Here is a 25407-nt window from a genome sequence, read left to right on the forward strand (position 1 = left end):
GATGACATTTTGCAGAATATTATCAAATCAGTTATGATTACAGGGACGTTTTAAGATGTTCTGTGCAATGTGGGCGCCTCGCGCTTGACGCATGGAAGATGATCATCGGAGATAGCATGCCAGAGACGGACACAGAACAGCCTCGTCATCGTGTTGTGGACCTGAAGGCGGGAGCCCACGTGATGACGCTGGACGCCGGCGTTTTTTGTGTGTTTCACGCCCCGGGCCAGGTGGAAGCTGGGCCGAGCGGACTGCCGGGTGTGCGGATATCCCGGGCACCGGGTGTGCCGGAGGATGCTGTCGAGGTTGTCACGTTTGCTGCCGATGGCTGGATGGGAGCTGCCAACAGCGCTGCGCTGGTAAGGGTGAGGCGTGGTCCTGCCGGTGTGATGGTGACGACCTATCAGGATGGTCAGGCAGGAAGTGAAACGCCCCGCCTTCAGGTGATCAGCCTTATCAGTGGGGTACCGGCGGACCCAGCTGCGGGCGCCATGGCGGAAGGGAACCGGGTTGGTGGCAGCAAGGCTTCCGTCTCTGGTGCTGTTGGTGGAGCAACCCGGGATGTTGTGGCCCATATCCAGCGTCGTGGTGATGTGGGCGGTGCTCTTGGTGAATGGATCGGACAGGTCGACAGCAAACGCTGGATCGAGGGTTTCGCCGTTCGTCCCGAGGGGCCTGTCCGGGCCAAGGATATTGAATATCAGGCCGTTCTGGGGCGTGGTTGGTTGTCTCCCTGGTCCGAGGGAGGGCAGTTCTGTGGTTCACGGGGGATGTCCCTGCCGATTCTGGGGCTGCGGGTCCGCCTGAAGGGTGAGGCTGCCCATAAATGGACGGTCAGGCTGGCGGCCAGCTTTACGGATGGCACGAAGGTGGGGCCCATCGAGGGGGGAGAGGAGGCTCTTCAGGCTGAGAGTCTGGCCCCGCTGGAAGGGTTCCAGCTTGAGTTTGTCCCGGTGAAGGGGCAGGGGAAAAACTAGGCTGCGGCGGCTTCTGGCAAGCGCAAATAAGGCCGTAGAAGGGGGTTGCAGGCAACGGCCCTGACAGGGCGTCAGGGGCATGATCAGGCCGGGGGAAGTGGTGCGTTTTCTTTTTGTTCATCAGAGCTTCCCAGCGCAATATGCCCATATGGTGGCTCATCTGGCCCGCAGGCCGGAGCATGACGTTGTGTTCATCACGGCGGGCAAGGGGCCGGATATTCCCGGTGTCCGCCGGGTGCTCTATCGTCCGCCGGAGGTGAGGCAGGATGGGGCGCATCCGTTCGTCCGGGAGATGGACCACGCCATCCATCGGTCTGAGGCCATTGCGACAGTGGCCCGGTCGTTGCGGGATCTTGGGTTCCGGCCAGATATTATCATTGGGCATCATGGCTGGGGGGAGCTGCTGAATATCGATTCAGTCTTTCCCGGTGTGCCTGTGCTGGGTTATTTCGAGTTCTATTATGGTCTGGAAGACCGGGACATAGGGTTTGACCCGGAGTTCCCCATGCCGCAGGAAGCGGGCCTTCTGATCCGCTGCAAGAATGCCATCAATCTTCAGGCACTGGCCGGGCCGGGGGAGGGGCAGACACCGACCCGTTTCCAGCTGGGAACGTATCCGGCCTGGGCGCAGGAGAAGATCACCCTGCTGGATGAGGGGGTTGACCTCACCCAGTATCGGCCTGACCCTTCGTTGCGGCAGAAGCCATTCCGGCTGGGAAGCATCAGCGTTGCCCCTTATGAGACGCTGGTGACCTATGCTGCCAGGAATCTGGAACCATACCGGGGGTTCCACAGCTTCATGCGCTCTCTTCCCGCCCTGATGAAGGCTCGGCCGGACTGCCGGGTCATTCTGATGGGGCAGGAGGATGTCAGCTATGGTCTTCCCCCGGCGGGTGGCGGCACCTGGCGGCAGACCATGCTGAGGGAGCTTGAGGGCAAACTTGATCTTTCCCGCATCCATTTTGTCGGCTGGCTGGAGAGGGAGCAGATGGTCCGGGTTCTGCAGCGTTCGGATGCCCACATCTATCTGACCTACCCTTTTGTCCTGTCATGGTCGCTCAGGGAGGCCATGGCCGTGGGCTGTCCGCTTGTGGCCAGTGATACGGCCCCGGTGCGGGAATATCTGACGCACGGGGAGACGGCTCTTCTGGTTCCCTTCTTGCAACCGGATGCCATCGGTGATGCTGTCCTGCACCTTCTGGAAAACAGGACACTTGCCGAGACGCTGGCTCATAATGTACGGCGCCATGCAGAAAATGTGCTGGATGTGAGGCAGTATCTTGCCCAGTATGAGGCCTTGATAGGCAGAATGACAGGTCGTGAGGGAATATGAACATGCCGGAGATGGACAGGGCTGCCTTTCAGGCATTGGTGGCTGGCTGGATTGTCAAGAAATCCCCGTCTTCTGCGCCGCAGCGGCTGACGGAAGAGGACTTTGCCCAGCTGGAAGATGCTGCCTGGCGGAGCTGGTGGGCCGGGCAGGCTGGGGCTGAGGAGAATCCGGCAGAGAAAGCCATGCTGAAGAGCGTGACCGAGGGCTGGATCGTGCAGCGGGAGCGGGGGGGCATACCGGGGCCTCTGGGGGAAGAGGATTTCAGGGCGATCATGAATAGCCTGAAGCCCGAGAGAGTTCCGCCTGCCGTGCCTGAACCTGTTGTGGAGGCCGAGCCGGAGGCCGTGTCCGAACCGGACCAGCCTGTTCTTCAGCCTTTGCCTGCAGATGCCAACATCAAGGACTGGCGTGCCGATTACATGCCGGATGATCTGGGGGCCGGAAATGACGTCCTGCCGGATGGTCGTGCTGTCAAGGATGTCCTGAAGGAAGATCCTTTCTATTTCGCACGGCTTCATCTGGCTCTGTCCCTCTGAGGGCAGATATGGTGCGGAGATCGGGAAAGGGTGGCTGTGGCCACCCTTTTTTCATGCCTGAAAGGGATGCGGGTGTCGGGCAAAGAAAAAGGCATGCCCCTGTGGGAGACATGCCTTTTCCCGGTCAGCACGAAGCCCGAAGGCCCCGGTGTGGCCCAAACCCTTAGCGGGGGCCTGCTTCAGCCTGGAGGTGAGCCTCGAGGAACCAGAGGTTCTTGTCCAGCCCGCGGGAGATCTCGGTGAAGATGTCGGATGTATCTTCATCGCCAGCTTCGGCCGTCACCTTGATGGCTTCACGGACCTTGTTGGCCACGACGCCATAACGCTCTGCCAGAGCCTTTACGTGGTCATGCACGGTGTAGATGTCCGTGGGGTACGGAGCGCAGTTGGTGTTCTTCTGCACTGTCTGCACGGTACCGAGAGCCACGCCACCCAGCTGGACGGCACGCTCTGCGGCGGTATCGACAAAGCCATCCAGCCCGCTGCGGAAGCCGTCCAGCATCTCGTGTACGCCGATGAAGTTGACACCCTTGAGGTTCCAGTGGGCCTGCTTGGTCACCAGTGCCAGGTCGATCAGGTCAGCCAGACGAGCATTCAGTGTCTCGATGGAAACAGCCTTCGTGTTGTCCGGTGTGTTGTTGCTGGTGTGGTAATGATTGATCTTGCTCATCATAGTGCTCCTTCGTGTTCTCCCGTCCTTCACTGGAGGGGAGAAAACTTTTTCAGAAACCGGGAGGGACTCCTCCGGGCCTCGTCACCCTCAGGACCATAAATCCTCTGGGTTGCGGAGGTCAAAGAAGGTCCTCAGGTCCTGCCGGAAATAATGTGGGTATGCCGGATCATTTTTAAAGAGCGGATTGTCTTTCCATCGTTCCAGCATGATCTGTTTTTCGTTGAAAAAACGGGCCTCATGTTCCGGGCGGTCGTCACTCCCCCGGGAGAAGCTCTCATGATGGACGGCTTCCGCCTCGGCGCAGAAGAGGATGCGGTACCCGTTGTCGCAGATTTTCAGGCAGAGATCGACATCATTGTAGGCAACGGTCAGGCCGACTTCATCAAATCCCCCCATGGCATCAAAGAGCGGGTGGGAGACCAGCATGGCAGCCCCGGTGATGGCCGTCACCTCGTGGCTGATACACAGGCGCCCGATGTAGCCGAAAGCTTTCGCCGGCTGGAGACGATGGACATGGACCCCGATGATGTCTGGCCCGACAGCCACACCAGCATGCTGGATGGTGCCATTGGGGTAGAGGAGCCGGGCCCCGACGGCGCCAACATCCGGTGCGGCCTGTGTTTCCTGCACCATCCGTTTGAGGAAATCCGGCTGGGTGACGATGACGTCATTATTGAGGAAAAGCAGCAGGTCGCTGTTGCTGTGTCTGGCTGCCAGATTGTTGAGCCGGGCGTAGTTGAACGCTTCTTCTACATGCAGGATGCTGATCCGGTCATGGTTCCGTATTCCGTCCAGCCATGCCAGCGTTTCCCTGTTTGTAGAGAAATTGTTCACAAGGATGATGTCGAAGGCACTGTAGGTCTGGGTGTCCAGGAGGGATTCAACACAGCGCCGTGTCATGTCCAGCTGGTCCCGGAAGGGGATGATGATGCTGACGGCAGGCTGCTTCTGGAACGGCCAGCGAATGGAATAGAGGCTGAGATGCTCCACGGAAGAAACGGTCGCCTTGATGCCACGGCGTTTCAGATGTTCGGTGATACAGGCTTCACCGGCCCGGATGGCATTGCCCTTGTTGCTGACACTGCTGGACGTGGAGTTGGGGCTCTTGCGCCAGTGGTACAGAATTTCCGGTACGTGGTGGATGGCCTCGCGCGGGATGATCTCTACGGCACGGAGGAGGAAATCATGGTCCTGTGCCCCGTCATGGCGGCTGTCCAGTGGGCCGGTCTGGCGGACAGTGTCTGCCTCCATGAAGGTGAGATGGCAGATATAGTTGCAACCCAGAAGGTAGCGGTAGTCATAGTCGGGTTTCAGGTTTGGTTCGAGGAAGTGCCCTCCAGCATCCACCTTGTCCTCGTCGCAGTAGAGCAGCCTGGCGCCGGTCTCCAGCGCAGCCCGGACCATGTTCTCCAGGGCGACATCCACCAGCAGGTCATCATGGTCGAAGAAGGCAATGTAGGCGCCCTTTGCGTGGCTGATGGCCTTGTTGGTTGCCCCGGCAATGCCCCGGTTCACTTTCAGTGAGAATGTGCGGATTCTTCTGTCTTTCCGGGCATATTCCCTGAGGAGCGTTCTGGTCCGTTCACACTGGCTGCCATCATCGACAAGGATGAGCTCCCAGTTTTCATAGGTCTGGTCCAGGACGGATTCGACAGCAGCGCGGAACTCCGCCTCATCTGGCCGCCATGTCGGGCAGAGGACGGAGACGAGAGGTGTTTCCTTCAGCGGACGGGCCTTGCGCAGCAGGGCTGTCTGTTCCCGCAGGAGGGGGTAATAGCTTTTTGCCCAGCGGTCATAATGCTGGAGGCTGAGCGGCTTGCGGGGAATCAGCGAGCGTGTGGTGTTGCGCAGGGCTGTCAGCTGCTGGTGCAGGGCGGCGATGCTGTTTTCAATCTGTACGAGTTTTGCCGTCAGCTGGTCATCGGCCAGGGCCGTGACCAGCGGGCTGCCGACAAGCGGGATTTCGTCAGGCAGGCTGGTAATGGTGATCTCGTGGGGAAGGCCATCATGATAGCGCTGGGGGATGGGCAGCTCGAATCCGCAGTTGGGGGCGCTTTTCAGGAACTCGACAACATCGCCCCGGTAGCAGTCGGCCCGGACAGTCCCGACCGGCACACCATCCACCCTGACAGACACGACAACATGGCCGGACCAGTCAGCCCCCGGATGATTGCGGGAAACGACCCAGCCCCGCAGCAGCCCTTCGAACATGCCATCAACGCAGCTCTGATATTCGGTCTGGGGCGGGCGTGAGAAGGTGAGGGTCTCATGCGCCCTGTCGGGCTGGTCCTCATCGGGGAAGAGAAGGGCGGTGCGGTCATCAAAGCGGATGGAGATGCCGTGCTGTGCGCCATCACAGGCTTCCGGGGGGAGCCTGAAGCGGAAGCCCAGCTTGTTGCTGGGAATACGCAGGATCTGGCGGACATCCTCCCGTTTGAGGTCGCAGAGAACCTGCATGACTTCCTGGCCATCCACCAGGACATGCAGCAGGACAACACGGGACGGCTCGTGCAGGTTGACAGCCCAGCCTGCAATGATGCCGTTCTGGCTGTCCACCGTATCAACAAAACCCTGGAACTGATGTGCAGGCATTGTCCTCTCCTGAAATCAAGGTCTGGTGAAAGAGGTCTGTTTCATAATTGTGAAATATTTCCGTGCCAGACACATGGCATTTTTCATTCCGAAATGAGGAATACAGAAAAAAGCGGGTTCTTCCACCATCAAAGTGGGACAATCGCTTTTTCTGACGGTTGTTCTTTGCGGGCAGGGACGGTAATGCACGAAGGCGAGGCATCCTTCATCATGAGGGCAGGCCTCTGAAGGTGAAACGGTCAAGGCTTCGGATACATGCGCATGACGCCCGTATTGCGTTCATCACACCGTAGAGCGGGGTTCGACGCCGTTTTCCATGGGTTGCTCTTGCTCTGCTCACTGCTGGTGCTGGCCATGCTTGGCGGGCTGATCCTGCTGATGGCCACAGGCGGCTGGCAGGCTTTCACAAGGTTTGGCCTTTCCTTTTTCACGACAGTCTCGTGGAATCCCGTCAAGGATACATATGGGGTTCTGGCCCCCCTGCTGGGGACACTCGTCAGCACGCTCATTGCCATGCTGATTGCCGTCCCCATGGCGTTTGGTACGGCCTTCTGGCTGACCTACATCGCCTCGGGGCGGTTTGCCTCCATCGTCGGGACGACCATCCAGCTTCTGGCGGCCGTGCCCTCCATCATTTTCGGCATGTGGGGGTTCCAGACCATCGTCCCGTTCATTGCCCGTGATGTACAGCCTTTCCTGAACCATCATTTCCGGCATGTGCCTGTTCTGGGGTCCGTGCTCTCCGGTCCTCCGGTTGGTACGGGGCTTGTGACGGCCGGTATCATATTGGCGGTGATGATCGCTCCATTCATCACGGCGGTGATGGTGGATGTGTTCGGGGCGGTTCCCCCCATGCTGCGGGAAAGTGCCTACGGGCTGGGGGCAACACGCTGGGAGATGATGCGCAAGATTGTCGTGCCCTGGTCCCGCAATGGCATGATCGGGGCGATCGTGCTGGGCATGGGGCGTGCACTGGGTGAGACCATGGCCGTGACTTTCATCATCGGTAACGTGACGACCGTGGGCTGGTCCCTGTTTGCGCCACGCAGCACCGTGGCCTCGCTGATTGCCCTCCAGTTCCCGGAAAGCCCGGAAGGCTCCCTGCGTCTCTCGTCTCTCATGGCGCTGGGCTTCATCCTCATGCTCCTTTCCTGTGTCAGCCTGGCGCTGGCACGTTGTCTCAGAGGGAAACGTCAATGACGGAACCTGTGATCTCTCCGGCATCTTCTAGCGAGGCCGACAGGGCCGGTTCTGAGTCGGGGCGATGGCGTCCGGGGCGCAAGGCCCTGCGGCGGCAGATGCTGGATTATGTGGCGACAGGCGTCAGTATTGTGGCGGGGAGTGTCCTGCTTCTGGTTCTGGTCTCCATCCTCTGGACGCTGTTGAGCCGTGGGCTGGTAGGTCTCTCATGGGCAACACTGACGCACAGGATGGGGCCTCCCGGTTCTGGTGGCGGGTTGGCCAATGCCATCGTGGGCAGCCTTTTGCAGACGGGTCTTGCCCTGTTGATGGCGGCCCCGGTCGGGCTGATGTGCGGCATCTATCTCTCCGAATATGGGCGCAAGGGCAATCATTTCGCCAGCGCCGTGCGGTTTGTGGCGGACATGCTGATGTCGGCCCCGTCCATTCTGATCGGCCTGTTCGTCTATCAGCTGCTTGTCGTGCCATTCGGTCACTTTTCCGGGTTCTCCGGTGCTGTGGCGCTGGCCGTGCTGGCCCTGCCTCTCATCGTGCGGACAACGGAGGACATGCTCCGCCTGGTACCAACGGCCATGCGGGAGGCGGGAGCGGCCCTGGGAGCGGCCCGCTGGCGGGTCATCCTGTCCCTTTGCCTGCGTTCGGCCCGCAAGGGCGTGACGACCGGCATTCTGCTGGCCCTGGCCCGCATGGGGGGGGAGACGGCTCCGCTGCTGTTCACATCGCTGGGCAATCAGACCATGTCCACCGACATGACCCGGCCCATGGCCAGCCTGCCCATCGCCATCTACCAGTATGCCGGTGCCTCTTATGAGGACTGGGTGCAGCTGGCCTGGACGGGTGCCCTGCTGGTGACGTTCGGCGTACTGCTCATCAACATCACCGTGCGGCTTTCATCCCGTCACTGAAATCAAGGGAAGAGAATTTCATGCCTTCTGCCTCGATGTCATCTGCCAGCCTGTCGGGCAGGGAACCTGTACAGGATGTCGCCCTTTCAGTACGGGACCTGAACTTCCATTACGGGACGCACCATGCCCTGCATGGCATTTCGCTGGATTTCCCGGCCCGCTGCGTGACGGCCATGATCGGTCCCAGCGGGTGCGGCAAGTCCACCCTGCTGCGTGTCTTCAACAAGATTTACGCCCTTTACCCCGGCCAGCGGGCCACGGGTGAGGTGATGTTCGATGGACGCAACATCCTTGATGATTCCATCAATCTGGACATGCTGCGCTCCCGCATCGGGATGGTGTTCCAGAAGCCGACGCCGTTTCCCATGTCCATTTATGACAACATCGCTTTTGGCGTGCGCCTGCATGAGAAGCTGAACCGTACGGAGATGGACGAGCGGGTGCAGGACGTGCTGACCCGTGTCGCCCTCTGGAACGAGGTGCGGGACCGGCTGAATGCCCCGGCGACCGGGCTTTCCGGCGGGCAGCAGCAGCGTCTCTGCATTGCCCGCAGTATTGCGACCAGGCCGGAGGTTCTTCTGCTGGATGAGCCGACCTCCGCTCTGGACCCGATCTCCACAGCCCGGATTGAAGAGTTGCTGGATGAGCTGAAAGAAGAGTTCACCATTGCGATCGTGACGCATAACATGCAGCAGGCTGCACGTTGTGCCGACCGTGTCGCTTTCTTCTATCTCGGCAGGCTGGTGGAGGTGGATACGGCAGACCGTATCTTCACCAACCCTCGTGAGAAGCAGACACAGGACTACATTACCGGCCGGTTCGGATAAGCGGGAAGGGGAGAGAGATCATGCCACACGAGCGTTCTCATATCGTCTCGAGTTTTGAGCAGGAGCTGGAACAGCTCCGGGCCATGATGGTGAAGATTGGCCGTATCGTGGAGGAGCAGGTGGGGCTTGCCCTTCGTGCCATTTCCGACCATGACGAGTCTGCCGCTGAAGAGGCCACGAGGCTGGACCCGGAGGTGGACGAGCTGGAGCGGGAGGTCGAGAGTCTGGTCATCCGTCTGCTGGCCCTGCGCAGCCCGATGGGGGCGGACCTGCGGGAGATCGTCGCAGCCCTGAAGATTACGGGGGACCTGGAGCGTATTGGTGACTATGCCGCCTCCATTGCCCGCAAGGCCATCAAGGCGGCATCCGGTGACGGGCAGATTTCCCTGTCCGGCCTGCGGAGTATGGGGCGTCTGGTGAAGGAGAATCTGGGCCGGACGGTGGATGCCGTCATTGCGCACGATGCCAACCAGGCGATGGAGGTCTGGCACGCCGATCGGGGCGTGGACGAGCATTATGTGACCGTGTTTCGTGAGCTGGTCACCTACATGATCGAGGATGCCCGGAACATTCGTGCCTGTACGGAGCTTCTCTTCATTGCCAAGAATCTGGAGCGCATCGGCGACCATGCCACCAATGTGGCCGAGCGTGTCTATTATGCCGTGACGGGTGAGAACCTGCCCACGACCCGCCCTCGCGGAGGAAGCCCAACCCGCTCACTCGGGCAGGGTGAAGACACGGACTGATCTGCTCCTCCTACCGGCTCCCGGGAGGGCCAGCCAGCAGACATGAAAAACCCCCGGCAGGCTCAGGCTCTGCCGGGGGTTTTGTGTGATGGCGGGATGCCGGGTCCCTCAGGACTCGGCCTCGTCATCATTGCGTTTCAGGAGCAGCCAGCCGCCATAGAAGATCAGGGCCAGAACAGGGATGGAACCAACCGTGATGGTGCCGGATGGATAATCAAAAGCCATCATGATCAGGACCATCACCAGGAAGGCCAGTGTCAGCCAGCCTGTATAGGGGGCTCCCGGCATGGCGAAGCCTGTCCTGGCAATGCGCCCCTGTTTTATGGCTCTGTGCAGGCGCAGCTGGCAGAGCAGGATGGTGGCCCATGTCCCCAGAATCCCCAGAGAGGAGATGCTCAGCACGATCTCGAAAATCTGCGTGGGGTACAGATAATTCATCAGTACGCCAATGAGATAGATGAAGAGTGTTGCTCCGATCCCCACATAAGGGACGGCATTGCGGTTCAGCTTGCTCATGGCCTGTGGGGCAGAGCCACCAAGGGCCAGGGCACGCAGGATACGCCCTGTGGAATACAGACCGGAGTTGAGGCTGGAGAGGGCGGCCGTCAGCACCACGAAATTCATGATGCTGTCAGCAGCAGGCAGGCCCAGCTTGTGGAAGAAGGTGACGAACGGGCTTTCTCCGGCATGGTAGGCCGACCATGGCATGAGGCAGACCAGCAGGGCGACAGACCCGACATAGAAAACCACAATGCGCCAGATCACGCTGTTGACGGCATTGGGGACGACCTTGCGGGGGTTTTCACACTCACCGGCGGCAATGCCGATCAGCTCTGTTGCAGCATAGGCAAAGACGACACCCTGGATCAGCATCAGCGAGGCAACGACTCCGTGCGGGAAGATGCCGCCGGACTCGGCAATGAGATGGAGACCCGGCGTGTATGAGCCGACGTGCGTGCCGCTCAGCAGGACATAGCCGCCCACGCCCAGAAAGATGACCAGTGTGAGGACCTTTACCAGTGAGAACCAGAATTCAATCTCACCAAAGTACCGCACGCCTGTGAGGTTCACCGCTCCGACCACAACCAGAGCTCCCAAGGCAATCAGCCACTGGGGAATATGGCCGAACATCGGCCAGTAATGGATGTAAAGCGCAATGGCCGTGATGTCGACGATGCCGGTCATGGCCCAGTTGAGGAAGAAAAACCAGCCAGCCGCATAGGCGGCGCCTTCTCCAAGAAACTCACGGGCATAGGTGACGAAGCTGCCGCTGCTGGGCCGGTACATCACCAGTTCCCCCATGGCCCGCAGGATCATGAAGGCACAGATACCGCAGATGGCATAGGTGATGGCCAGCGACGGCCCAGCAATCTGGAGGCGGGACCCCGCCCCCAGGAACAGACCGGTGCCGATGGCTCCACCGATGGCGATCATCTGCACATGCCGCCGGCTCAGATCTTTCTGGTAACCTTCATCCGTGGCGCTGGCCTGTCTGGGTCTGGTCTGGTCGGAGGGAGATGTAGTCATGCGATGATCCTGCAATGGTCGGTCTAGAAGGCCCATGGCCCGGCAGGGTGATACCTTTTCGCTTCCGTCTGGTCTGCCATGTGTTTTACGAATAGATTCTATAACTAACACTAAAGGCTTTGCCAATGCGCAGCGGAAGGAAAGAAACTTTTAACAACCTATTATTTTGCGGTTACTGGTCTGCCATGCCTGTCATGCTGGCTCTGGTGCGGCATCCATGCAGGAATATGCGGAGTCCTTCTTCCAGATAATGGTGCAGGTTTTCCCTGTCACGTGCCGGCCCGCAATGGGCAAGCCGGGACAGGATGGGGCCGCCGATGGTCAGGCCGAAAAGGTGGTCTGCGGCATCGGCAGCATTGCCAAAATGCAGCAGTCCGGCCTTTTTCTGTACCTCAAGCCAGTTCTGGATGTTTGTCTTGCTGCCGGCGTTATGGAAGAGCTCTGTCATGAGCTGCTGGATGGAGGGGGAACGGTTTGTTTCACCGATGATGGTGCGCATCAGGCCGAGGCGTTTTTCGCAGAGGAGAATTTCCGCCATCTGGAACACCATGGCACGGAGCTGGTCTTCCATCCCGGTTTCCGGGATGGGGGAGGGGGTAAGCGGGACAAAAAGCTCGGAGAGCAGGAGCTGTTCCAGCAGGTTCCGTTTGGAGGGGAAAAAGAGGTAGAGCGTCTTTTTCGACATTCCTGCATGGTGGGCGATATGGTCCATCGTGGTGTGATGGTAGCCCTGCTGTTGCAGCAGTGTGCAGGCGACCCGGAGAATGGTGCTGCGGCGGTCCGTGTCATCATGAGGCTGCATGGCACCACGCTCCTTGCGAGATGGAAGAAGAAGTTTTGCCTTGTGCCCGATTCCGGCATGGGTCTGTCAAGCCCTGCATGAAAAGAGACCGTTTTCATGATCTTTTTGTGAGAAGAGAGCAGGGATGGGATTGACCGGCGGGGAGGAAACTGGATAGTTTCCTCTTCCACTACGTTTTTTTCATGGCGTGATATGGTGCAGGCGGTCTTTTTTGCCTGTAGCTTTGTTGCCCCATGTCCATTCCTCAGAGAGGCCGTCACGTTTATGCTCATGTTCCGCCCGAAACTGGCTGTGCGTCTGTCCCAGACGGTCATTTATGGCAGTACGGCCCTGCTGGGTTTTGGGGTTCTGGCCGGATGTCAGAAGAAAACGCCCCCAGCACCGCCGCCCCAGTCCGTTGCTGTCATGACATTGCACAGGCAGAGCGTTCCGCTGGAAACATCACTCCCGGGTCGGACGGATGCCTACGAACAGGCACAGATTCGCCCGCAGGTCAGCGGCGTGCTCGTTTCCCGCACCTTTGAGGAGGGCAAGGACGTACAGGCCGGGCAGCCTCTCTATCAGATTTATATTGCACCGTTTCAGGCGGCGTATGACCAGGCCCGCGGGCGGTTGATGGAGGCCCAGGCCAGCGCCATCCGTGCCCATGCCCAGCTGAAGCGTTACAAAGCTCTTGTCGGGCCCAGGGCTATCAGCCGTCAGGAATATGACAATGCGCTGGCTACGGCCCGTCAGGCGGATGCCGAGGTGGTGCAGGCACAGGCCGCCGTCGAAACGGCCCAGGTCAATCTCAACTACACTCATGTGCAGTCACCAATTGATGGACGCATCGGCCGGACGCTTTACACGGCAGGTACACTGGTCACGGCCAATCAGAGTAACCCCATTGCCGTGGTTACACGGCTGGACCCGATCTATGTGGATGTCAATCTGGCGGCAGAAGACATGATCCGCCTGCGGCGTGAGCTGGCATCTGGCCAGCTGGAGCGGAACGGCAGCGAGGCCGCCGTGACGCTGGAACTGCCAGATGGCTCCACCTATGGTCAGACAGGTCAGCTGAAACTTTCTGAAGTGACGGTCGATCCCGGTACGGGGACGCTGGTGATGCGTGCTGTCATGCCCAACCCGGACAAGCTGCTTCTGCCGGGCATGTTCGTCCATGCCCACATCAAGGAGGGCAGCGACCCGAATGCCCTGCTCCTGCCGCAGGTTGGCGTGCAGCGGACGCCCAAGGGTGAGCCTTATGTCATGGTGGTGGATGGGCAGAATCACGTCCATCTGCGCATGGTCGGGCTGGGGCAGACAGTTGGGGCCCGCTGGATGGTTACCAGAGGCTTGAAGGATGGGGAAAGGGTGATCGTTGAGGGCTTGCAGAAAGTTCATCCTGAAGGGGAGGTCAGACCCCATGAGGTCAGTCTGGCTGATCTGGGGATGGAGTAACGGCCCATGTCACTGTCACGTTTCTTTATCGACCGCCCCATCTTTGCCTGGGTGGTCGGGCTGATCATCATGCTTGTGGGTGGTGTGTCCATCACACAGATGCCAATCGCCCAATATCCCACCATTGCTCCGCCGCAGATTGCTGTCAGTGTGGATGATCCCGGTGCCTCGGCCGATACAGTCAACAACACGGTGGTACGGCCCATCCTCCAGCAGATGTCTGGTCTGGACCATCTGGAGTATCTGTCTGCCCAGTCCTATGGCAGCGGCCATATGGAGATCGACCTGACCTTCGAGCAGGGGACGAATCCCGACATCGCCCAGGTGCAGGTGCAGAACAAGCTCCAGCTTGCCCAGCCCCGTCTGCCGCCCGAGGTGGTCAGCCAGGGGCTGAGTGTCACCAAGGCAGCCAAGAACTTCATGCTCGTCATCGGCTTCATCTCCACTGACGGGAGCATGAACGGGAAGGACATTTCGGATTACGTGGCGTCCAACGTGATGGACCCGCTGTCCCGCATTTCCGGTGTGGGGGATCATACGCTTTTCGGGTCCGAATATGCCATGCGCATCTGGATGGACCCGGACAAGCTGTACAAATATGGCCTGACCGTGAGTGACGTGCAGAGTGCCATCCAGAGCCAGAACATCCAGGTGGCATCCGGTGAGCTGGGTGGCCTGCCTGCCCGCAAGGGGATCGGGCTTGATGCCAACATCATCGGCCCTGTCCGCCTGACGGAGCCGGAACAGTTCAGCAACATGCTGCTGAAGGTCCAGCAGGATGGCAGCCAGGTCCGCATGAGAGATATCGGGCACGTTGAGCTGGGGGCACAGAGTTACAATTTCACGTCCCGCTACAACAACAGGCCGGCCACGGCCATGGCCCTGAAGCTGGCCCCCGGTGCCAACCAGCTTGTGACGGAAGATGCCGTCCGGGCGAAGATTGCCCAGCTGTCGCAGTTCTTTCCCAAGGGGTTGAAGGTCGTCTACCCGCTGGATACGGCACCGTTCATTACCCACTCCATCGAGGAGGTGATCGAGACACTGCTGGAGGCCATTGCGTTGGTCTTCATCGTGATGCTTGTCTTCCTCCAGAATTTCCGGGCGACCCTGATCCCTACCATCGCTGTTCCGGTGGTGCTGCTGGGAACGTTCGGCATCCTGTCGGTGCTGGGTTATAGCATCAACACGTTGACCATGCTGGCCATGGTGCTGGCTGTGGGGCTGCTGGTGGATGATGCCATCGTGGTGGTGGAAAATGTCGAACGTGTGATGAGCGAAAAGGGCCTTTCCCCACGGGACGCCGCCCGTGAATCCATGGATGAGATTTCTGGAGCGCTGGTGGGTATCGTTCTGGTCCTCAGTGCGGTGTTTCTGCCCATGGCCGCCTTTGGCGGGTCCACCGGGGTGATTTACCGTCAGTTCTCCATCACGGTGGTGGCGGCCATGTGGCTGTCCGTTCTGGTGGCCATGGTCATGACGCCGGCTCTTTGTGCCACCATGCTCAAACCCATGAAACATGAGGTCCATTTCCGTCCGGCAGTCTGGTTCAATGAGCGGTTCGACTGGCTGACGAAACGGTATGTCAGTGGCGTGCGCCGCATGTTGCATTTCCGCACCCCTGCCATGATCGTTTTCCTGGCCCTGACAGGGCTGGTGGGCTTCCTGTTCATGAAGGTGCCAACGGGCTTCCTGCCAGACGAGGATCAGGCCCTCATTTTCGGGCAGGTCAGCATGCCTGCCGGGGCAACCGATGCGCAGATGGGGGCCGTCAACCACCGCATCACCGAATACGTGCTGAAGACCTATGGCCGGGATGTGGAATCCGTCTTCACCATGAATGGCTTCAGCTTCGCCGGGCAGGGGCAGAATGCCGGTGCGTTCTTCATCAGGCTGAAACCGTGGGACAAGCGGCCTGGTTATGCACATTCCAGCATGGCCATTGCCAACAGAATCATGGGGCATTTCTGGGGGGATCCGGCAGCGCAGATTTACGCCCTGAACCCCCCTGCGGTGATGGAACTCGGTAATGCCACCGGGTTCGATCTGGAGCTGGAAGATAACGGCCATATAGGTCATCAGGCCTTCCTTGCCGCCCGGAACAAGCTTCTGGCAGCGGCGTCCAAAAATCCGCTTCTGTCCGCTGTGCGCCCGATGGGGCTGGAAGATGCCCCCCAGTTTGTATTGGACCTCAACCGTGAGAAGGCCAATGCACAGGGCATCAGCAATGCGGAGCTCAACACGACGATCCAGGGGGCCTTCGGCTCGATTTACGTCAACCAGTTCACCCGCAATGACCGTGTAAAGCAGGTCTATATCCAGGGTGAGCCTTTCTCCCGCATGACGCCAGAGGACCTGAACCGCTGGTATGTCCGCAACAATCTGGGGGACATGGTACCCTTCAATGCGTTTGCCACGGGCCACTGGATTCTCGGTGCGCAGAAGGTGGAAAACTATAATGGCCTGAATTCCTATGAGATTCAGGGTGTGCCTGCCGTTGGGGTCAGTTCCGGCCGTGCGGTGGAGGAAATCGAGAAGATCATCAAGACCCTGCCGCCGGGAGTGGGGCATGAATGGACGGGCCTGACCTTTGAGCAGCTGGCGTCCGGCAACGCTACGGGGCCGCTTTATGCGCTGGCGGCCATTGTGATCCTGCTCTGTCTGGCTGCCCTGTATGAGAGCTGGGCCATCCCGTTTGCCGTGCTGCTCGTGCTGCCGCTGGGCGTGCTGGGGGCCATCGGTTCGACACTCTGGCGTGGACTGAGCAATGACGTCTATTTCCAGGTCGGGCTTCTGACAACCGTGGGGCTGGCCGTGAAGAATGCGATCCTGATCGTGGAATTCGCCAAGGTCTTTTATGAGCAGGGCGACACGCTGGAAGATGCTGTCATGAAGGCCGGGCAGGAGCGTCTGCGTCCCATTCTGATGACCTCCATAGCTTTCGTCTGCGGTGTGTTCCCACTGGCTATTGCCACGGGTGCCGGTGCAGCCTCCCGTGTGGCGATTGGGACCTGTGTGGTAGGCGGTATGCTTACCGCTACCATTCTGGCCATCTATTTCGTGCCGCTGTTCTTTGTGGTTGTGCTGCGTCTCTTCAGGGTCAGGCGGCTTTCGGAACAGCCTCATGCAGGGCAGGAAGGAGATCACGCATGACCATGAAGCAGCACGGCAGGAACAGGGCCGTTCTTGCAGGGATGATGGGGCTGGGCAGCCTGCTGCTGACTTCCTGCAACCTGTCTCCGAAATATCATCGGCCGGATGCGGCCGTCTCGCAGACCTACCCGGCGGATGCAGAGATCAGGCCGGGCCAGCCTGCCCATCAGCAGGTGTCCGATCTTGGTTGGGAAGATTTCTTCACTGATCCACGGCTGAAGGCCCTTATTGGTCTGTCCCTTGCCAACAACCGGGACCTTGCTGCCCAGATGGCCGCCGTGGCGGCCGAACAGGGGCAGTATCAGGTGCAGAATGCCGCCCTGTTCCCGACCATTTCAGTCGGGGGTGGTGCACAGTATATGGGGCCGTCCGATACGGCCGGGTTCGCCTTCGCACCGGGGTCTGGCACATCGGTGTCCACACTGCGTTTCTATCAGACGTCCATCGGATTTTCGTCCTATGAGATCGACCTCTGGGGACGCATCCGCAATCTGAGCCAGGCCCAGAAGGAACAGACGCTGGGCACGGTCGAGAATCTGCGGAACCTGTGGATCACCACCGTCTCACAGGTGGCAAGCACCTACATCCAGTGGCTGGCGGATCGGCGTCTGCTGGACCTCGCCCACCGTACAGCCCGTACGAGGGCGGATACATGGCGTCTCAACAAGCTGGAATATGATCATGGCGAGCTGGATGCCCTGACCTTGGCCCAGAGTGCGACCGAGCTGGAGCAGGCCCGTTCTGACGAGGAGAAGGAAACAAGGGCTGTGGCGGATGATGAACATGCGTTGCAGCTGCTCGTCGGCACGCCCCTGCCTGCAGACCTGCCGCCGCCCCTCCCGATGGGCCGGCAGACGATGATTTCCGACCTGCCAGCCGGTCTGCCGTCCGACCTGTTGCAGCAGCGGCCCGACATCATGGCGGCCGAGCACAGCCTGCTGGGAGCCCATGCCTCTGTCGGGGCGGCCCGGGCCGCTTTCTATCCCCGTGTGACGCTGACGGCGAGCGAGGGGACCAGTTCTCTCCAGTTCCGCCGCCTGTTCAGCCATCTGGCCGAGACATGGGGCGTCTCCCCCAACATCAGCATCCCGCTGCTGACATGGGGTGTCAATGAAGGGAACCTGCGGACGGCCAAGGCCAAGCTGAAGCAGGGCATTGCCGAATATCAGAAGGCCATCCAGTCGGCCTTCCGGGAAGTGTCCGATGCGCTGACAGCACGGGAGACATACCGTCGGCAGGACAGTCATATGATCGTGCTGGAAACACAGGCCCAGCGGGCTTACGATCTCGCCCGGATGCGCTATCATGCTGGCATCGACAGTTACCTGACCACGCTGGTGCAGGAGCGCCAGCTCTATCAGGCCCAGCAGACCCGCATCATGGTCGAGGCGGCACGGTTTCAGAACATGGTAACGCTGTATCGTGCCCTGGGTGGCGGCTGGAGCCGCAAAAGCCAGGGGACATCAAACACACCACCCGGCCATCTGTAAGGGGTCGGGCCGAGGGGAGACGGCATATGCGTTTTATGAAACAGGCTGGCCTGCTGGCAGGAACTGGCATGATGCTGATGGGCGTGGCCGGACTGGTTCCTGCGCAGGCTGATGAGGCTGATTCGGTTGTCAGAAAGCCGATGCCCGGCTCGTCCCTGCCCAGGGTACATGCCGATTATAGCATGTTTCATTTTGTTCCCCGGGGCGATGAGGTGACCGTGCAGCCCGAGCGGAACCGCCTGCTGTTCCGCAAGAAAAGTGGTCAGCCAGATGGTTATGGCGAACGCCGTGGGGCAGCCATCGTCTATTATGATTCCAGCGGGAAACCCGTCCGCATCCAGCGTCTCACGCCGGAAGAGCTGGATCGGATGAACCAGTAGGAACGGTCCTGCCTGTTTCGGGGGGTCAGCGTTTCCACTTCCAGTAGCCGTAGAGGCCGAGGCCGGTATAGCCGGCATAGAGCAGGGCCGTGATGGTGAGAGAGCGGTTGATGAACAGGCCCGTATAGATCACGTCAATGCCGGACCAGAGCAGCCAGCTCACACGGTGGCGCCGGGCTGTCCAGAGCTGGGCAAGCAGGCTGGCTCCGCTCAGCCCTCCATCCAGAAGAGGAGTTGGGTCGTCACTCCAGCGTTGCAGGGCCAGAATCCAGAGAATGGAGAGAATCATGAAGAAGCCCGTCTCCAACATGGCCCGGTTGAAGGCGAGAGGGCGGGCGGGCAGGTCATCTGCCGGGCTGGATGGCCTATCGTGGCGGAGGTTCCCTCCGGCCTGTTTTTCTCGTGCCCACAAGGCCCAGCCATAGAGGATGGCGATGCTGAAGACACCTTGCAGCACCGTGTCTGCATAGAGATGGGCCTGGAAGAATACCGTGCCATAGAAGAGCGTTGCCAGCAGGGAGATGGGCCAGCCCATCATGAGGCGTCGTGCTGTCAGCCAGACGCCGGAGGCACTGAGCAGTGCGGCGATCAGTTCCGTCATGGGTCAGTCTCTTTCCAGCATGGCCAGCAGGGCCCGGCCACGCTCCGTCTGGAACCAGCGTGCATGGCTGATGAGGTAGTCCCGCCGGGATATGTCGGCGGCGTTCCTGTTGCCGAGGACATGGCCGTAATAGGCAACCTCTGAAAGGGCAAAGGTGACGTGGCAGAGGGGTAGCCAGCAGGCGGTGAGGCGTTTCTCGGCAGGGCTGCGGGGCCGCTGGACATCATAGGCGTGCAGGAAGGCCCTCAGCTGCTCCTCATGCACGGTCGGGCAGCCATCCGGGTCCAGCCAGCTGATGAAGCTGCGTTCCATGGCCACGGCGAGGTCGAAGCTGGCACTGGTCAGGTCACACATGCCGAAATCGAAGGCACGGGCAGCCACGAGCCCATTACTCTCCCTGTGCCAGAGGAGGTTGGCCCCGTGCCAGTCCCCATGCCCCCAGAGGGGGCGGTCTTCTGGCAGCAGGGGGAGCAGGGCTTCATGGAACGGGGTCAGAAGGGGCAGGACATCCCGTTGCAGCGATGAGAGGGGATATGTGTCTGTCAGCCCTTCCTGTCGGGTGATCCACGGGATCAGGCTGTCCGCCAGCCTGTCGCCCAGCAGGGGATGCCGGGCGGAAATGAGGGGTGGGTCATGGCGTGGTGGGGCCTGATGGCCCTCGCTGGCCTGATGCAGCCGTGCCAGAAGTGTTCCGCTGGAAGCCGCCTGTGCCGTGTCGTGATAGGGCCGCCATGAGTCCAGCCCCCGATAGGCGTCCTGCTCCGTGTAAAGGGGGAAGGCTTCGTAGGTATGCTCGGGCGTGGCCAGGGCGGTCCGGCCATCCAGCATGGGCAGTGGGGCGGCGGCTGGCAGGCCCCGCTTTGCCAGATGGCTGGCGAAGCGGTGTTCTTCCGTCAGTGTTTCCACAGAGCGCAGGGCACGTCCGTGGCGTTTGAGGAACAGCCGCCCCCCATCTTCCAGCGCCACGATGGCCGAGGCGGAGAAGGGGCGGCGGCTGTGCCAGAGGAGGGGATTCCGGGCGGGCCGGACGCCCCAGTGCGGCAGAAGGGCCGTGACGTCACCGTCTGTCAGGGGAGGCCAGACGCAGCCATTGTAACCGCTTTCCAGACCAAGGGGGCGTGCCGACATGCTCAGAACCCGGCTGTCAGGCTGGCAAGGGCGGCGAAGGGGGCCCCGATATAATAGCCCGGAGCCGAGCCGCTGACCCGCCCGCCATGAAGGCCGGTCGTGTCATGGGCATTCAGGGTGGTGGAGTTGATGCCGGACAGATAACGCTGGTTGCTGATGTTGCTCAGGTTCAGCCGCAGGGTGGGCTGGTGCAGGAAACCCGCATTGTTGAAACGGTAACCAAGGGTCAGGTCGGCCGTCATGATGGCAGGGATGCGTTCGTCATTCATGAAGGTGGAATATTGATGGCTCATGTAACGCATGGAGATCATGCTGAAGAAATGTCCGTCATCATAGCGCAGGCCCGCTCCCGCCTGGAAATGCGGACTGCGGACGGCTGTCTTGCCCGCCGTGGGCAGGGTGTCGGCCCCGGCGGAGATGTCACTGTCGATGGTGGCATGGAGATACTCGAAGGACGCATAGGGGCTGATATGGTGCCATGGGCGTGTGCCGAGTTCCACATCCACACCACGGGAGGTCTGCTTCCCGGCATTGATGGTCGTGGTGATGTTGGGGTTGGTGGCTTCCCCTGTCTCTATCTGCCGGTTGCGGAAATTGTAGTTGAAGAAGGTCAGGCTGGCCGTCAGCCAGTCTCCCGTGCGGCGGTAGCCGAATTCCTCGGAGACGGAATATTCATTCTTCAGGCGGTTGGTCCCGGTGCGGCTGATGGTGCCGTTGGGCACGCCATTGGCATCCACACCGGCATAGCTGTTGTAATAGGTGGAGATGGCCGGTGCCCGGAAGTTGGTGTTCACGTTGAGGAAGAGCTGGTCCTTCCTCGTGACGTTCCAGCGCATTCCGAAACGGGGCAGGGGTTCCTGCCTGTTGCTGGAGATGTTGCGCTGCGGGCCGGGTACGTCGTTGGTTCCCCAGCGGTGGATCATGACCTCCTTGAAGCCGATGTCCATGACCAGCCTGTCCTGCATCAGGGAGATGTGATCCCCCACATAGAGGGCGTTGGTCTGGGACATGGTGTGGAAGCCCCCGGCCAGATAGGGGTTGCCATCTGGCATGAGGATGCGGCTGCGTTTCCTGTCGGCCCAGATGCTGGCGGCAGAGCCGTCATTTCCGACAGCCGTGAAGGGCTGCGGTTCGTTGTCGTCCGAATAGTCGTACCAGTAGCCCATGACGAAGTCGTTCCACTTATAACGGGCATGGAGGGCCATGTTCACGCCAGAGCGGTAGCTGCGCTGGGTGTAGTCGGCCCGTACGGTCTGGCCGTCCGTCACGGGCAGGGAGGTGACGGGCTGGGTGCCGTAATAGTTCCCCGTGCTGGAGAGTGTGGAGCCGGAGGGGAAGTTGCCATAGGCACGCTGGGCATAGGGCGTGATGTCGAAGGACAGACGCTGGCTGAAATGCAGGTGCACCGGTGCCCCGACATAGAGCGTTTCTTCCGGATCACGGGAAAGCCGCCAGTAGTTCGTGCTGTTCTCCCCGGGTTCGAAATGCCTGGTCAGCCGACCGCTGCGGGTGCCGGAACTTTTCCAGTCCTCGAGGGAGGTGAAGGGGTAGTAGCTGGTGTCGGCCCTGTTCCATGACCCCAGAATGCCCGCCTGATTGCCTTGCCCCCATTCTTTGAGCAGCCGGAAATCAATATGCTGGCGGGTATCATAGCCGCCACTGCGCCAGTTATCCGCATGTGTGTTGGAGTAGGAGACAAAGCCTCTCACGCCGCTATGGCCTATCTCACCCGTTTCCAGCCGGATGAAACCCCGCCTTGTATTGAAGGACCCGTAGGAGAAGGAGGCGAGGCCGCCGGGTTTCAGGGACGGGTCGAGAAAGGAGAGTTTCATCAGCCCACCTGCGGCGTTGAGGACAGGGCTGTCCAGATCGGCCGATCCCTGCTGGAGACCGACCTTGCTGTAATTCTCCGTATCGGCGAACTGGTTGGGGTACCCGCCATAGGAGGCAACATCGTTGAGCGGCATGCCCTCCAGCACGTAACCCAGGGCATCACCGTTCAGGCCGCGGACGCTGATGTTGGTGTTGGGCGAGATGCCGAAGGGGTCGGATGTCATGACATTGGCACCCGGCAGGACGGACACGAGCTGGAAGGCCGAGGCCGTAGGCGCCTGTATGTCCATGTAGCTCCGGCCCACCTCGCTGATGGATTGCGTGCCATGCTGGGGCTGGATCAGTCCGCCGCCCCGCTGCACGGTTTCCGGGGCCGCTCGGGTAGTGATGTATTCCACCTTTTTGGCCTGTACGGCTTTGGCCGGTCTGGCATGGGAAGGCTGTTGGGCCGGGTGGTGGTGTGCCGCCGACGGATGAGTCGGTTTTCCTGAGTCTGCCAGTGCCAAGCCGGGGCTGCACAGGAGCAGAAAGAGAGGGGCCTTTTTGTGGCTGGAAAAAAACAAGCGCATGGAATCTTCGCCTTCGGAGCACGATGGTGAAGGTTCGCTGTGCAGGCGTCAGTTCAGGGGAGATGACGGGGACATCCCGTTCCGTGCTGTTTTCCTGTCCCTTCGCCGGTACGAACCGGATCAGGTTCAAAGGGTTGGATGGGCCGGACCCATCCTCTCAGCCTTGTATGGTGAAGGCACCCCTCGGAACATTGCCCCCTGTTAGCAGAGAAGGCAGATCGTGTCCATTTTCTGTCATCTCTGTACAAATGAATGGCCATGTACCGGCGCAAAATGGGCTTCTCTTGTAAAAAAGCCTTATTCTGCCAATATCGGATGAAAATATGCATCTTCAGTTTTCAGAGAGAGGTTACATGCCCATCATCGCACCGAGCCTGCTTGCCGCCGATTTCTCCAATCTGCGTCATGAAATGGGCAGTGTGGCGGAGGCACCATGGCTGCATCTTGATGTCATGGATGGGCATTTTGTTCCGAACATTTCCTTTGGTATGCCCGTCATCAAGGCGCTGCGCCCTCACAGCAGGGCGCGCTTTGATGCCCACCTGATGATCGAGCCGGCAGATCCCTATCTGGCTGCCATGGCAGAAGCGGGAGTGGACCACATCACCGTGCATGTGGAGGGGAATGCCCATCTTCACCGTACTCTCCAGAGCATCCATGCGCTGGGTTGCAAGGCAGGTGTGGCCATCTGCCCTGCCACGCCGCCGGAGGCTCTCTCCGAGGTCATGGACATGGTGGACATCATTCTGGTCATGACGGTCAATCCTGGTTTCGGAGGGCAGAAATTCCTGCATGGCCAGTTGGCCAAGATACGGACCCTTGCCGGGATGATCCGGCAGAGCGGCCGTGACATCGTGTTGGGTGTGGATGGTGGTATTGATGAGACCACCACCCCACTGGTGACAGAAGCCGGAGCAACCATGCTGGTGGCTGGTTCAGCCATTTTCGGCAGGGATGACCGGGCGGCAGCGATCCGGGGCCTGCGTGCGGCGGCCAAGCCTGCCACACTGGCCCCATCAGGGGAATGATGGTTGTTTAGGTCCTTCAGGCGGTATTTCCGGTTGCTGCTCGTCTCCCTGCCCCAGCGGCAGCATGAGGGGACAAGCCCTGTCTGTCTCTATCAGGACAGGGAAGAGGGCGATGTGGACCAGGGCGCCCTGCTGACGGGGGGTGTGTTCCGTTTTGCCCAGAAAACCTACAGCTTGCCCCTGCGGGGGGTCTGGCAGAGCAATAGCTGGCCGGAGGATGTCCGGCGCTGGTTCTATGGGTTTGACTGGCTGAAGGACCTGCGGACCTTTGGTACGAATGGAGCCCGGCTTCTGGCGCGCTCCATGGTGGCATCATGGGCAGACCGCCCCCCGGCTGATCCTGTCGCCCGGGAAAGCAGCGTGATGGGGCGGCGGCTGGCCAATTGGCTGGGGCATTATGAGTTCTGCCTTTCCACGGCTACGGAAGGGACGCAGCAGCTGGTGCTGGATGCCGCCGTGAAGGAGGCCCGTCGTCTTTCGGCCATGCTGCCTCTGCCTCCCATGGGGTGGGAAGGGCTGGCTGTTCTGCGGGGCTTGCTGGCCGTCTATATGGCCGTGCCGTATTATGATGGGTTCTTCAAACGGTTTGAGCAGCAGCTGCCGCTGGAGCTGAAGCGCCTGCTGGGTGATGAGGGCATTGTGGCCGAGCGCAGCCCGGAGGCCCAGTATCGTTGCGTGCAGGAGCTGACAGCCATTCAGGGCATGTTCACCACGTTGCAGTGGATGCCGCCGGACTGTGTCCCGGTGATGCTGGGGCGGGCCTGTGCCGTGTTGCGGGCCTTCTGCCATGGGGATGGGGGGCTGGCCCTGTTCAATGGGTCGCAGGAGCGTGGTGCGAAAGCCGTGCAGGCTCTGCTGGAGCAGGCAGAGCGATACAAGGTAGTGGCCTCCAGCCTGAGCCGGGGCGGTTTTGCCCGCCTGACAGCCGGAAGGGCCCTGCTGCTGGTGGATGCCGCCGCACCACCGCCGCAGGGGATGGATGGTATGGCCCATGCCGGTACATTGTCTTTTGAGTTCTCCCACGACCGGCAGCGTCTGTTCGTCAATTGTGGGGCAGCGGAGGGCGGCCCCTGGCGGCGGGCCCTGCGCAGTTCGGCAGCGCATACGATTCTGGTTGTGGATGGTGAATCCTCGTCCGATTTCGGGAATGATGGCCACGTGACCCGCCGTCCCTCACAGGTACGCTGCGAACAGAAACGGCAGGGTCGTGTTCAGGAACTCCATCTGTCGCATAATGGGTACTACCCGTCCTACGGTGTCCTCTGGTCCCGCTCCCTGTTTCTGGAACCATCCGGGGAGGAGCTGCGTGGCAGTGAAACGGTGGAGGGGGAGCGGGATGTGTCTTTCATGCTGCGGTTCCACATCCATCCCGATGTCCGTGTGGAGCGGGAGGATGATGATATCCTGCTTCATGCGCCCTCAGAGCTGTGGCGTTTCCGTCAGACAGGTGGGGTGATCATGCTGGAGGATGATCTTTACATGGGACGGGGCGTGCCGGAACAGACAGCCCAGATTGTCGTCCAGTCCTGCCCTGGCCGTCCCCTGCCGCCTGCTGAGGAAGAGGCAACTGAAGCCGGGGGCAGGGCCGCCAAAGCGTCCAGACGCCAGCAGAAGGTGGACTGGGTGCTGGAGCATGTCCCACTATAAGGGTGTCAGGAACGCTGAACACG

20 protein-coding genes and 1 riboswitch are annotated in these 25407 nt (G+C 60.4%); of the genes, 13 read left to right on the forward strand and 7 right to left on the reverse strand.

The window, feature by feature from the left end; genetic code table 11:
• The first annotated feature begins 116 nt into the window (after positions 1 to 116).
• From DTQ13_RS04740 to DTQ13_RS04750, 3 genes are all read left to right on the forward strand, one after another.
• Complete coding sequence (locus tag DTQ13_RS04740) at positions 117 to 977, forward strand: hypothetical protein (RefSeq protein ID WP_248460229.1); 861 nt, start codon at positions 117 to 119, stop codon at positions 975 to 977.
• A gap of 79 nt (positions 978 to 1056) precedes the next feature.
• Positions 1057 to 2310: a glycosyltransferase gene (locus DTQ13_RS04745; protein ID WP_197981651.1), complete on the forward strand. Its 1254-nt coding sequence runs from the start codon at positions 1057 to 1059 to the stop codon at positions 2308 to 2310.
• Complete coding sequence (locus DTQ13_RS04750) at positions 2307 to 2846, forward strand: hypothetical protein (protein WP_043559663.1); 540 nt, start codon at positions 2307 to 2309, stop codon at positions 2844 to 2846. The genes DTQ13_RS04745 and DTQ13_RS04750 overlap by 4 nt, the downstream gene beginning before the upstream one ends.
• Before the next feature lie 163 nt (positions 2847 to 3009).
• Here DTQ13_RS04750 and dps read toward each other — a convergent pair whose 3' ends face one another.
• Positions 3010 to 3516 carry a DNA starvation/stationary phase protection protein Dps gene (gene dps, locus DTQ13_RS04755; protein WP_043559660.1) on the reverse strand — a complete coding sequence of 169 codons (507 nt, stop codon included), beginning with the start codon at positions 3514 to 3516 and terminating at the stop codon, positions 3010 to 3012.
• Positions 3517 to 3606: 90 nt separating this feature from the next.
• Positions 3607 to 6111, reverse strand: a complete 2505-nt coding sequence (locus DTQ13_RS04760) for a glycosyltransferase (protein WP_248460230.1) — start codon at positions 6109 to 6111, stop codon at positions 3607 to 3609.
• 255 nt (positions 6112 to 6366) lie between these two features.
• On the opposite strand from DTQ13_RS04760, the gene pstC reads away from it, so the two are divergent.
• Genes pstC through phoU form a run of 4 tightly spaced genes read left to right on the forward strand, consistent with a single transcriptional unit; the run spans position 6367 to position 9789 of the window.
• Positions 6367 to 7311 carry a phosphate ABC transporter permease subunit PstC gene (gene pstC / locus DTQ13_RS04765; RefSeq protein WP_081562574.1) on the forward strand — a complete coding sequence of 315 codons (945 nt, stop codon included), beginning with the start codon at positions 6367 to 6369 and terminating at the stop codon, positions 7309 to 7311.
• Positions 7308 to 8216: a phosphate ABC transporter permease PstA gene (gene pstA, locus DTQ13_RS04770; RefSeq protein WP_081562573.1), complete on the forward strand. Its 909-nt coding sequence runs from the start codon at positions 7308 to 7310 to the stop codon at positions 8214 to 8216. The genes pstC and pstA overlap by 4 nt, the downstream gene beginning before the upstream one ends.
• A 20-nt stretch (positions 8217 to 8236) precedes the next feature.
• Positions 8237 to 9043: a phosphate ABC transporter ATP-binding protein PstB gene (pstB, locus tag DTQ13_RS04775; RefSeq protein ID WP_198027217.1), complete on the forward strand. Its 807-nt coding sequence runs from the start codon at positions 8237 to 8239 to the stop codon at positions 9041 to 9043.
• 20 nt (positions 9044 to 9063) lie between these two features.
• Positions 9064 to 9789 (forward strand): phosphate signaling complex protein PhoU, encoded by a 726-nt coding sequence (gene phoU / locus DTQ13_RS04780; RefSeq protein ID WP_103765328.1) that lies wholly within the window; start codon positions 9064 to 9066, stop codon positions 9787 to 9789.
• Positions 9790 to 9897: 108 nt separating this feature from the next.
• Here the strand turns inward: phoU and DTQ13_RS04785 are convergent, their stop codons facing one another.
• Positions 9898 to 11316, reverse strand: a complete 1419-nt coding sequence (locus DTQ13_RS04785; RefSeq protein ID WP_248460232.1) for an amino acid permease — start codon at positions 11314 to 11316, stop codon at positions 9898 to 9900.
• A gap of 172 nt (positions 11317 to 11488) precedes the next feature.
• Entirely contained in the window at positions 11489 to 12118 is a 630-nt protein-coding gene (locus tag DTQ13_RS04790; protein ID WP_052349008.1) for a TetR/AcrR family transcriptional regulator, read from the reverse strand.
• Positions 12119 to 12382: 264 nt separating this feature from the next.
• Here DTQ13_RS04790 and DTQ13_RS04795 point away from each other — a divergent pair, with 264 nt between their 5' ends.
• The 4 genes from DTQ13_RS04795 to DTQ13_RS04810 are packed head-to-tail and all read left to right on the forward strand — an operon-like array spanning position 12383 to position 18578.
• Positions 12383 to 13558: an efflux RND transporter periplasmic adaptor subunit gene (locus DTQ13_RS04795; RefSeq protein WP_081847692.1), complete on the forward strand. Its 1176-nt coding sequence runs from the start codon at positions 12383 to 12385 to the stop codon at positions 13556 to 13558.
• Between the two features lie 6 nt (positions 13559 to 13564).
• The gene (locus tag DTQ13_RS04800; RefSeq protein WP_284438449.1) at positions 13565 to 16708 is read left to right on the forward strand and encodes an efflux RND transporter permease subunit; all 3144 of its coding nucleotides are present in this window, start codon (positions 13565 to 13567) and stop codon (positions 16706 to 16708) included.
• Between the two features lie 2 nt (positions 16709 to 16710).
• On the forward strand, positions 16711 to 18198 hold the full coding sequence (locus DTQ13_RS04805; protein ID WP_408902124.1) for an efflux transporter outer membrane subunit: 1488 nt from the start codon (positions 16711 to 16713) through the stop codon (positions 18196 to 18198).
• Positions 18199 to 18224: 26 nt separating this feature from the next.
• Complete coding sequence (locus tag DTQ13_RS04810; RefSeq protein WP_248460234.1) at positions 18225 to 18578, forward strand: hypothetical protein; 354 nt, start codon at positions 18225 to 18227, stop codon at positions 18576 to 18578.
• A 25-nt stretch (positions 18579 to 18603) separates the two neighbouring features.
• On the opposite strand, the gene pnuC is transcribed toward DTQ13_RS04810, so the two are convergent.
• Genes pnuC through DTQ13_RS04825 form a run of 3 tightly spaced genes read right to left on the reverse strand, consistent with a single transcriptional unit; the run spans position 18604 to position 22538 of the window.
• Positions 18604 to 19179 (reverse strand): nicotinamide riboside transporter PnuC, encoded by a 576-nt coding sequence (gene pnuC, locus DTQ13_RS04815; RefSeq protein ID WP_248460235.1) that lies wholly within the window; start codon positions 19177 to 19179, stop codon positions 18604 to 18606.
• A gap of 3 nt (positions 19180 to 19182) precedes the next feature.
• Complete coding sequence (locus DTQ13_RS04820; protein WP_248460236.1) at positions 19183 to 20307, reverse strand: phosphotransferase enzyme family protein; 1125 nt, start codon at positions 20305 to 20307, stop codon at positions 19183 to 19185.
• Positions 20308 to 20309: 2 nt separating this feature from the next.
• Complete coding sequence (locus DTQ13_RS04825; protein WP_248460237.1) at positions 20310 to 22538, reverse strand: TonB-dependent receptor; 2229 nt, start codon at positions 22536 to 22538, stop codon at positions 20310 to 20312.
• 250 nt (positions 22539 to 22788) lie between these two features.
• Positions 22789 to 22903, reverse strand: a riboswitch (TPP riboswitch).
• Positions 22904 to 23062: 159 nt separating this feature from the next.
• On the opposite strand from DTQ13_RS04825, the gene rpe reads away from it, so the two are divergent.
• Both rpe and DTQ13_RS04835 read left to right on the forward strand, forming a co-directional pair.
• A complete protein-coding gene (gene rpe / locus DTQ13_RS04830; protein WP_081847690.1) occupies positions 23063 to 23737 on the forward strand; it encodes a ribulose-phosphate 3-epimerase in 675 nt (224 codons plus the stop codon).
• 3 nt (positions 23738 to 23740) lie between these two features.
• Positions 23741 to 25384, forward strand: coding sequence for a heparinase II/III family protein (locus DTQ13_RS04835; RefSeq protein WP_052349005.1), 1644 nt, complete (start codon positions 23741 to 23743; stop codon positions 25382 to 25384).
• Positions 25385 to 25407 lie beyond the last annotated feature (23 nt).

The sequence above is a fragment of the Parasaccharibacter sp. TMW 2.1888 genome (assembly GCF_023167265.1).
In the GTDB taxonomy this organism is placed as follows: domain Bacteria; phylum Pseudomonadota; class Alphaproteobacteria; order Acetobacterales; family Acetobacteraceae; genus Bombella; species Bombella apis.

What these genes read in the sequence shown, in the direction of transcription:
- DTQ13_RS04820 (WP_248460236.1), bottom strand. Translation starts at nt 20,307, where the DNA reads ATGTCGGCACGCCCCCTTGGTCTGGAAAGCGGTTACAATGGCTGCGTC.
- DTQ13_RS04790 (WP_052349008.1), bottom strand. Translation starts at nt 12,118, where the DNA reads ATGCAGCCTCATGATGACACGGACCGCCGCAGCACCATTCTCCGGGTC.
- DTQ13_RS04750 (WP_043559663.1), top strand. Translation starts at nt 2,307, where the DNA reads ATGAACATGCCGGAGATGGACAGGGCTGCCTTTCAGGCATTGGTGGCT.
- DTQ13_RS04810 (WP_248460234.1), top strand. Translation starts at nt 18,225, where the DNA reads ATGCGTTTTATGAAACAGGCTGGCCTGCTGGCAGGAACTGGCATGATG.
- rpe (WP_081847690.1), top strand. Translation starts at nt 23,063, where the DNA reads ATGCCCATCATCGCACCGAGCCTGCTTGCCGCCGATTTCTCCAATCTG.
- DTQ13_RS04740 (WP_248460229.1), top strand. Translation starts at nt 117, where the DNA reads ATGCCAGAGACGGACACAGAACAGCCTCGTCATCGTGTTGTGGACCTG.
- phoU (WP_103765328.1), top strand. Translation starts at nt 9,064, where the DNA reads ATGCCACACGAGCGTTCTCATATCGTCTCGAGTTTTGAGCAGGAGCTG.
- pstC (WP_081562574.1), top strand. Translation starts at nt 6,367, where the DNA reads ATGCGCATGACGCCCGTATTGCGTTCATCACACCGTAGAGCGGGGTTC.
- pstA (WP_081562573.1), top strand. Translation starts at nt 7,308, where the DNA reads ATGACGGAACCTGTGATCTCTCCGGCATCTTCTAGCGAGGCCGACAGG.
- DTQ13_RS04795 (WP_081847692.1), top strand. Translation starts at nt 12,383, where the DNA reads ATGCTCATGTTCCGCCCGAAACTGGCTGTGCGTCTGTCCCAGACGGTC.
- dps (WP_043559660.1), bottom strand. Translation starts at nt 3,516, where the DNA reads ATGAGCAAGATCAATCATTACCACACCAGCAACAACACACCGGACAAC.
- pnuC (WP_248460235.1), bottom strand. Translation starts at nt 19,179, where the DNA reads ATGACGGAACTGATCGCCGCACTGCTCAGTGCCTCCGGCGTCTGGCTG.
- DTQ13_RS04800 (WP_284438449.1), top strand. Translation starts at nt 13,565, where the DNA reads ATGTCACTGTCACGTTTCTTTATCGACCGCCCCATCTTTGCCTGGGTG.
- DTQ13_RS04785 (WP_248460232.1), bottom strand. Translation starts at nt 11,316, where the DNA reads ATGACTACATCTCCCTCCGACCAGACCAGACCCAGACAGGCCAGCGCC.
- pstB (WP_198027217.1), top strand. Translation starts at nt 8,237, where the DNA reads ATGCCTTCTGCCTCGATGTCATCTGCCAGCCTGTCGGGCAGGGAACCT.
- DTQ13_RS04745 (WP_197981651.1), top strand. Translation starts at nt 1,057, where the DNA reads ATGATCAGGCCGGGGGAAGTGGTGCGTTTTCTTTTTGTTCATCAGAGC.
- DTQ13_RS04760 (WP_248460230.1), bottom strand. Translation starts at nt 6,111, where the DNA reads ATGCCTGCACATCAGTTCCAGGGTTTTGTTGATACGGTGGACAGCCAG.
- DTQ13_RS04805 (WP_408902124.1), top strand. Translation starts at nt 16,711, where the DNA reads ATGAAGCAGCACGGCAGGAACAGGGCCGTTCTTGCAGGGATGATGGGG.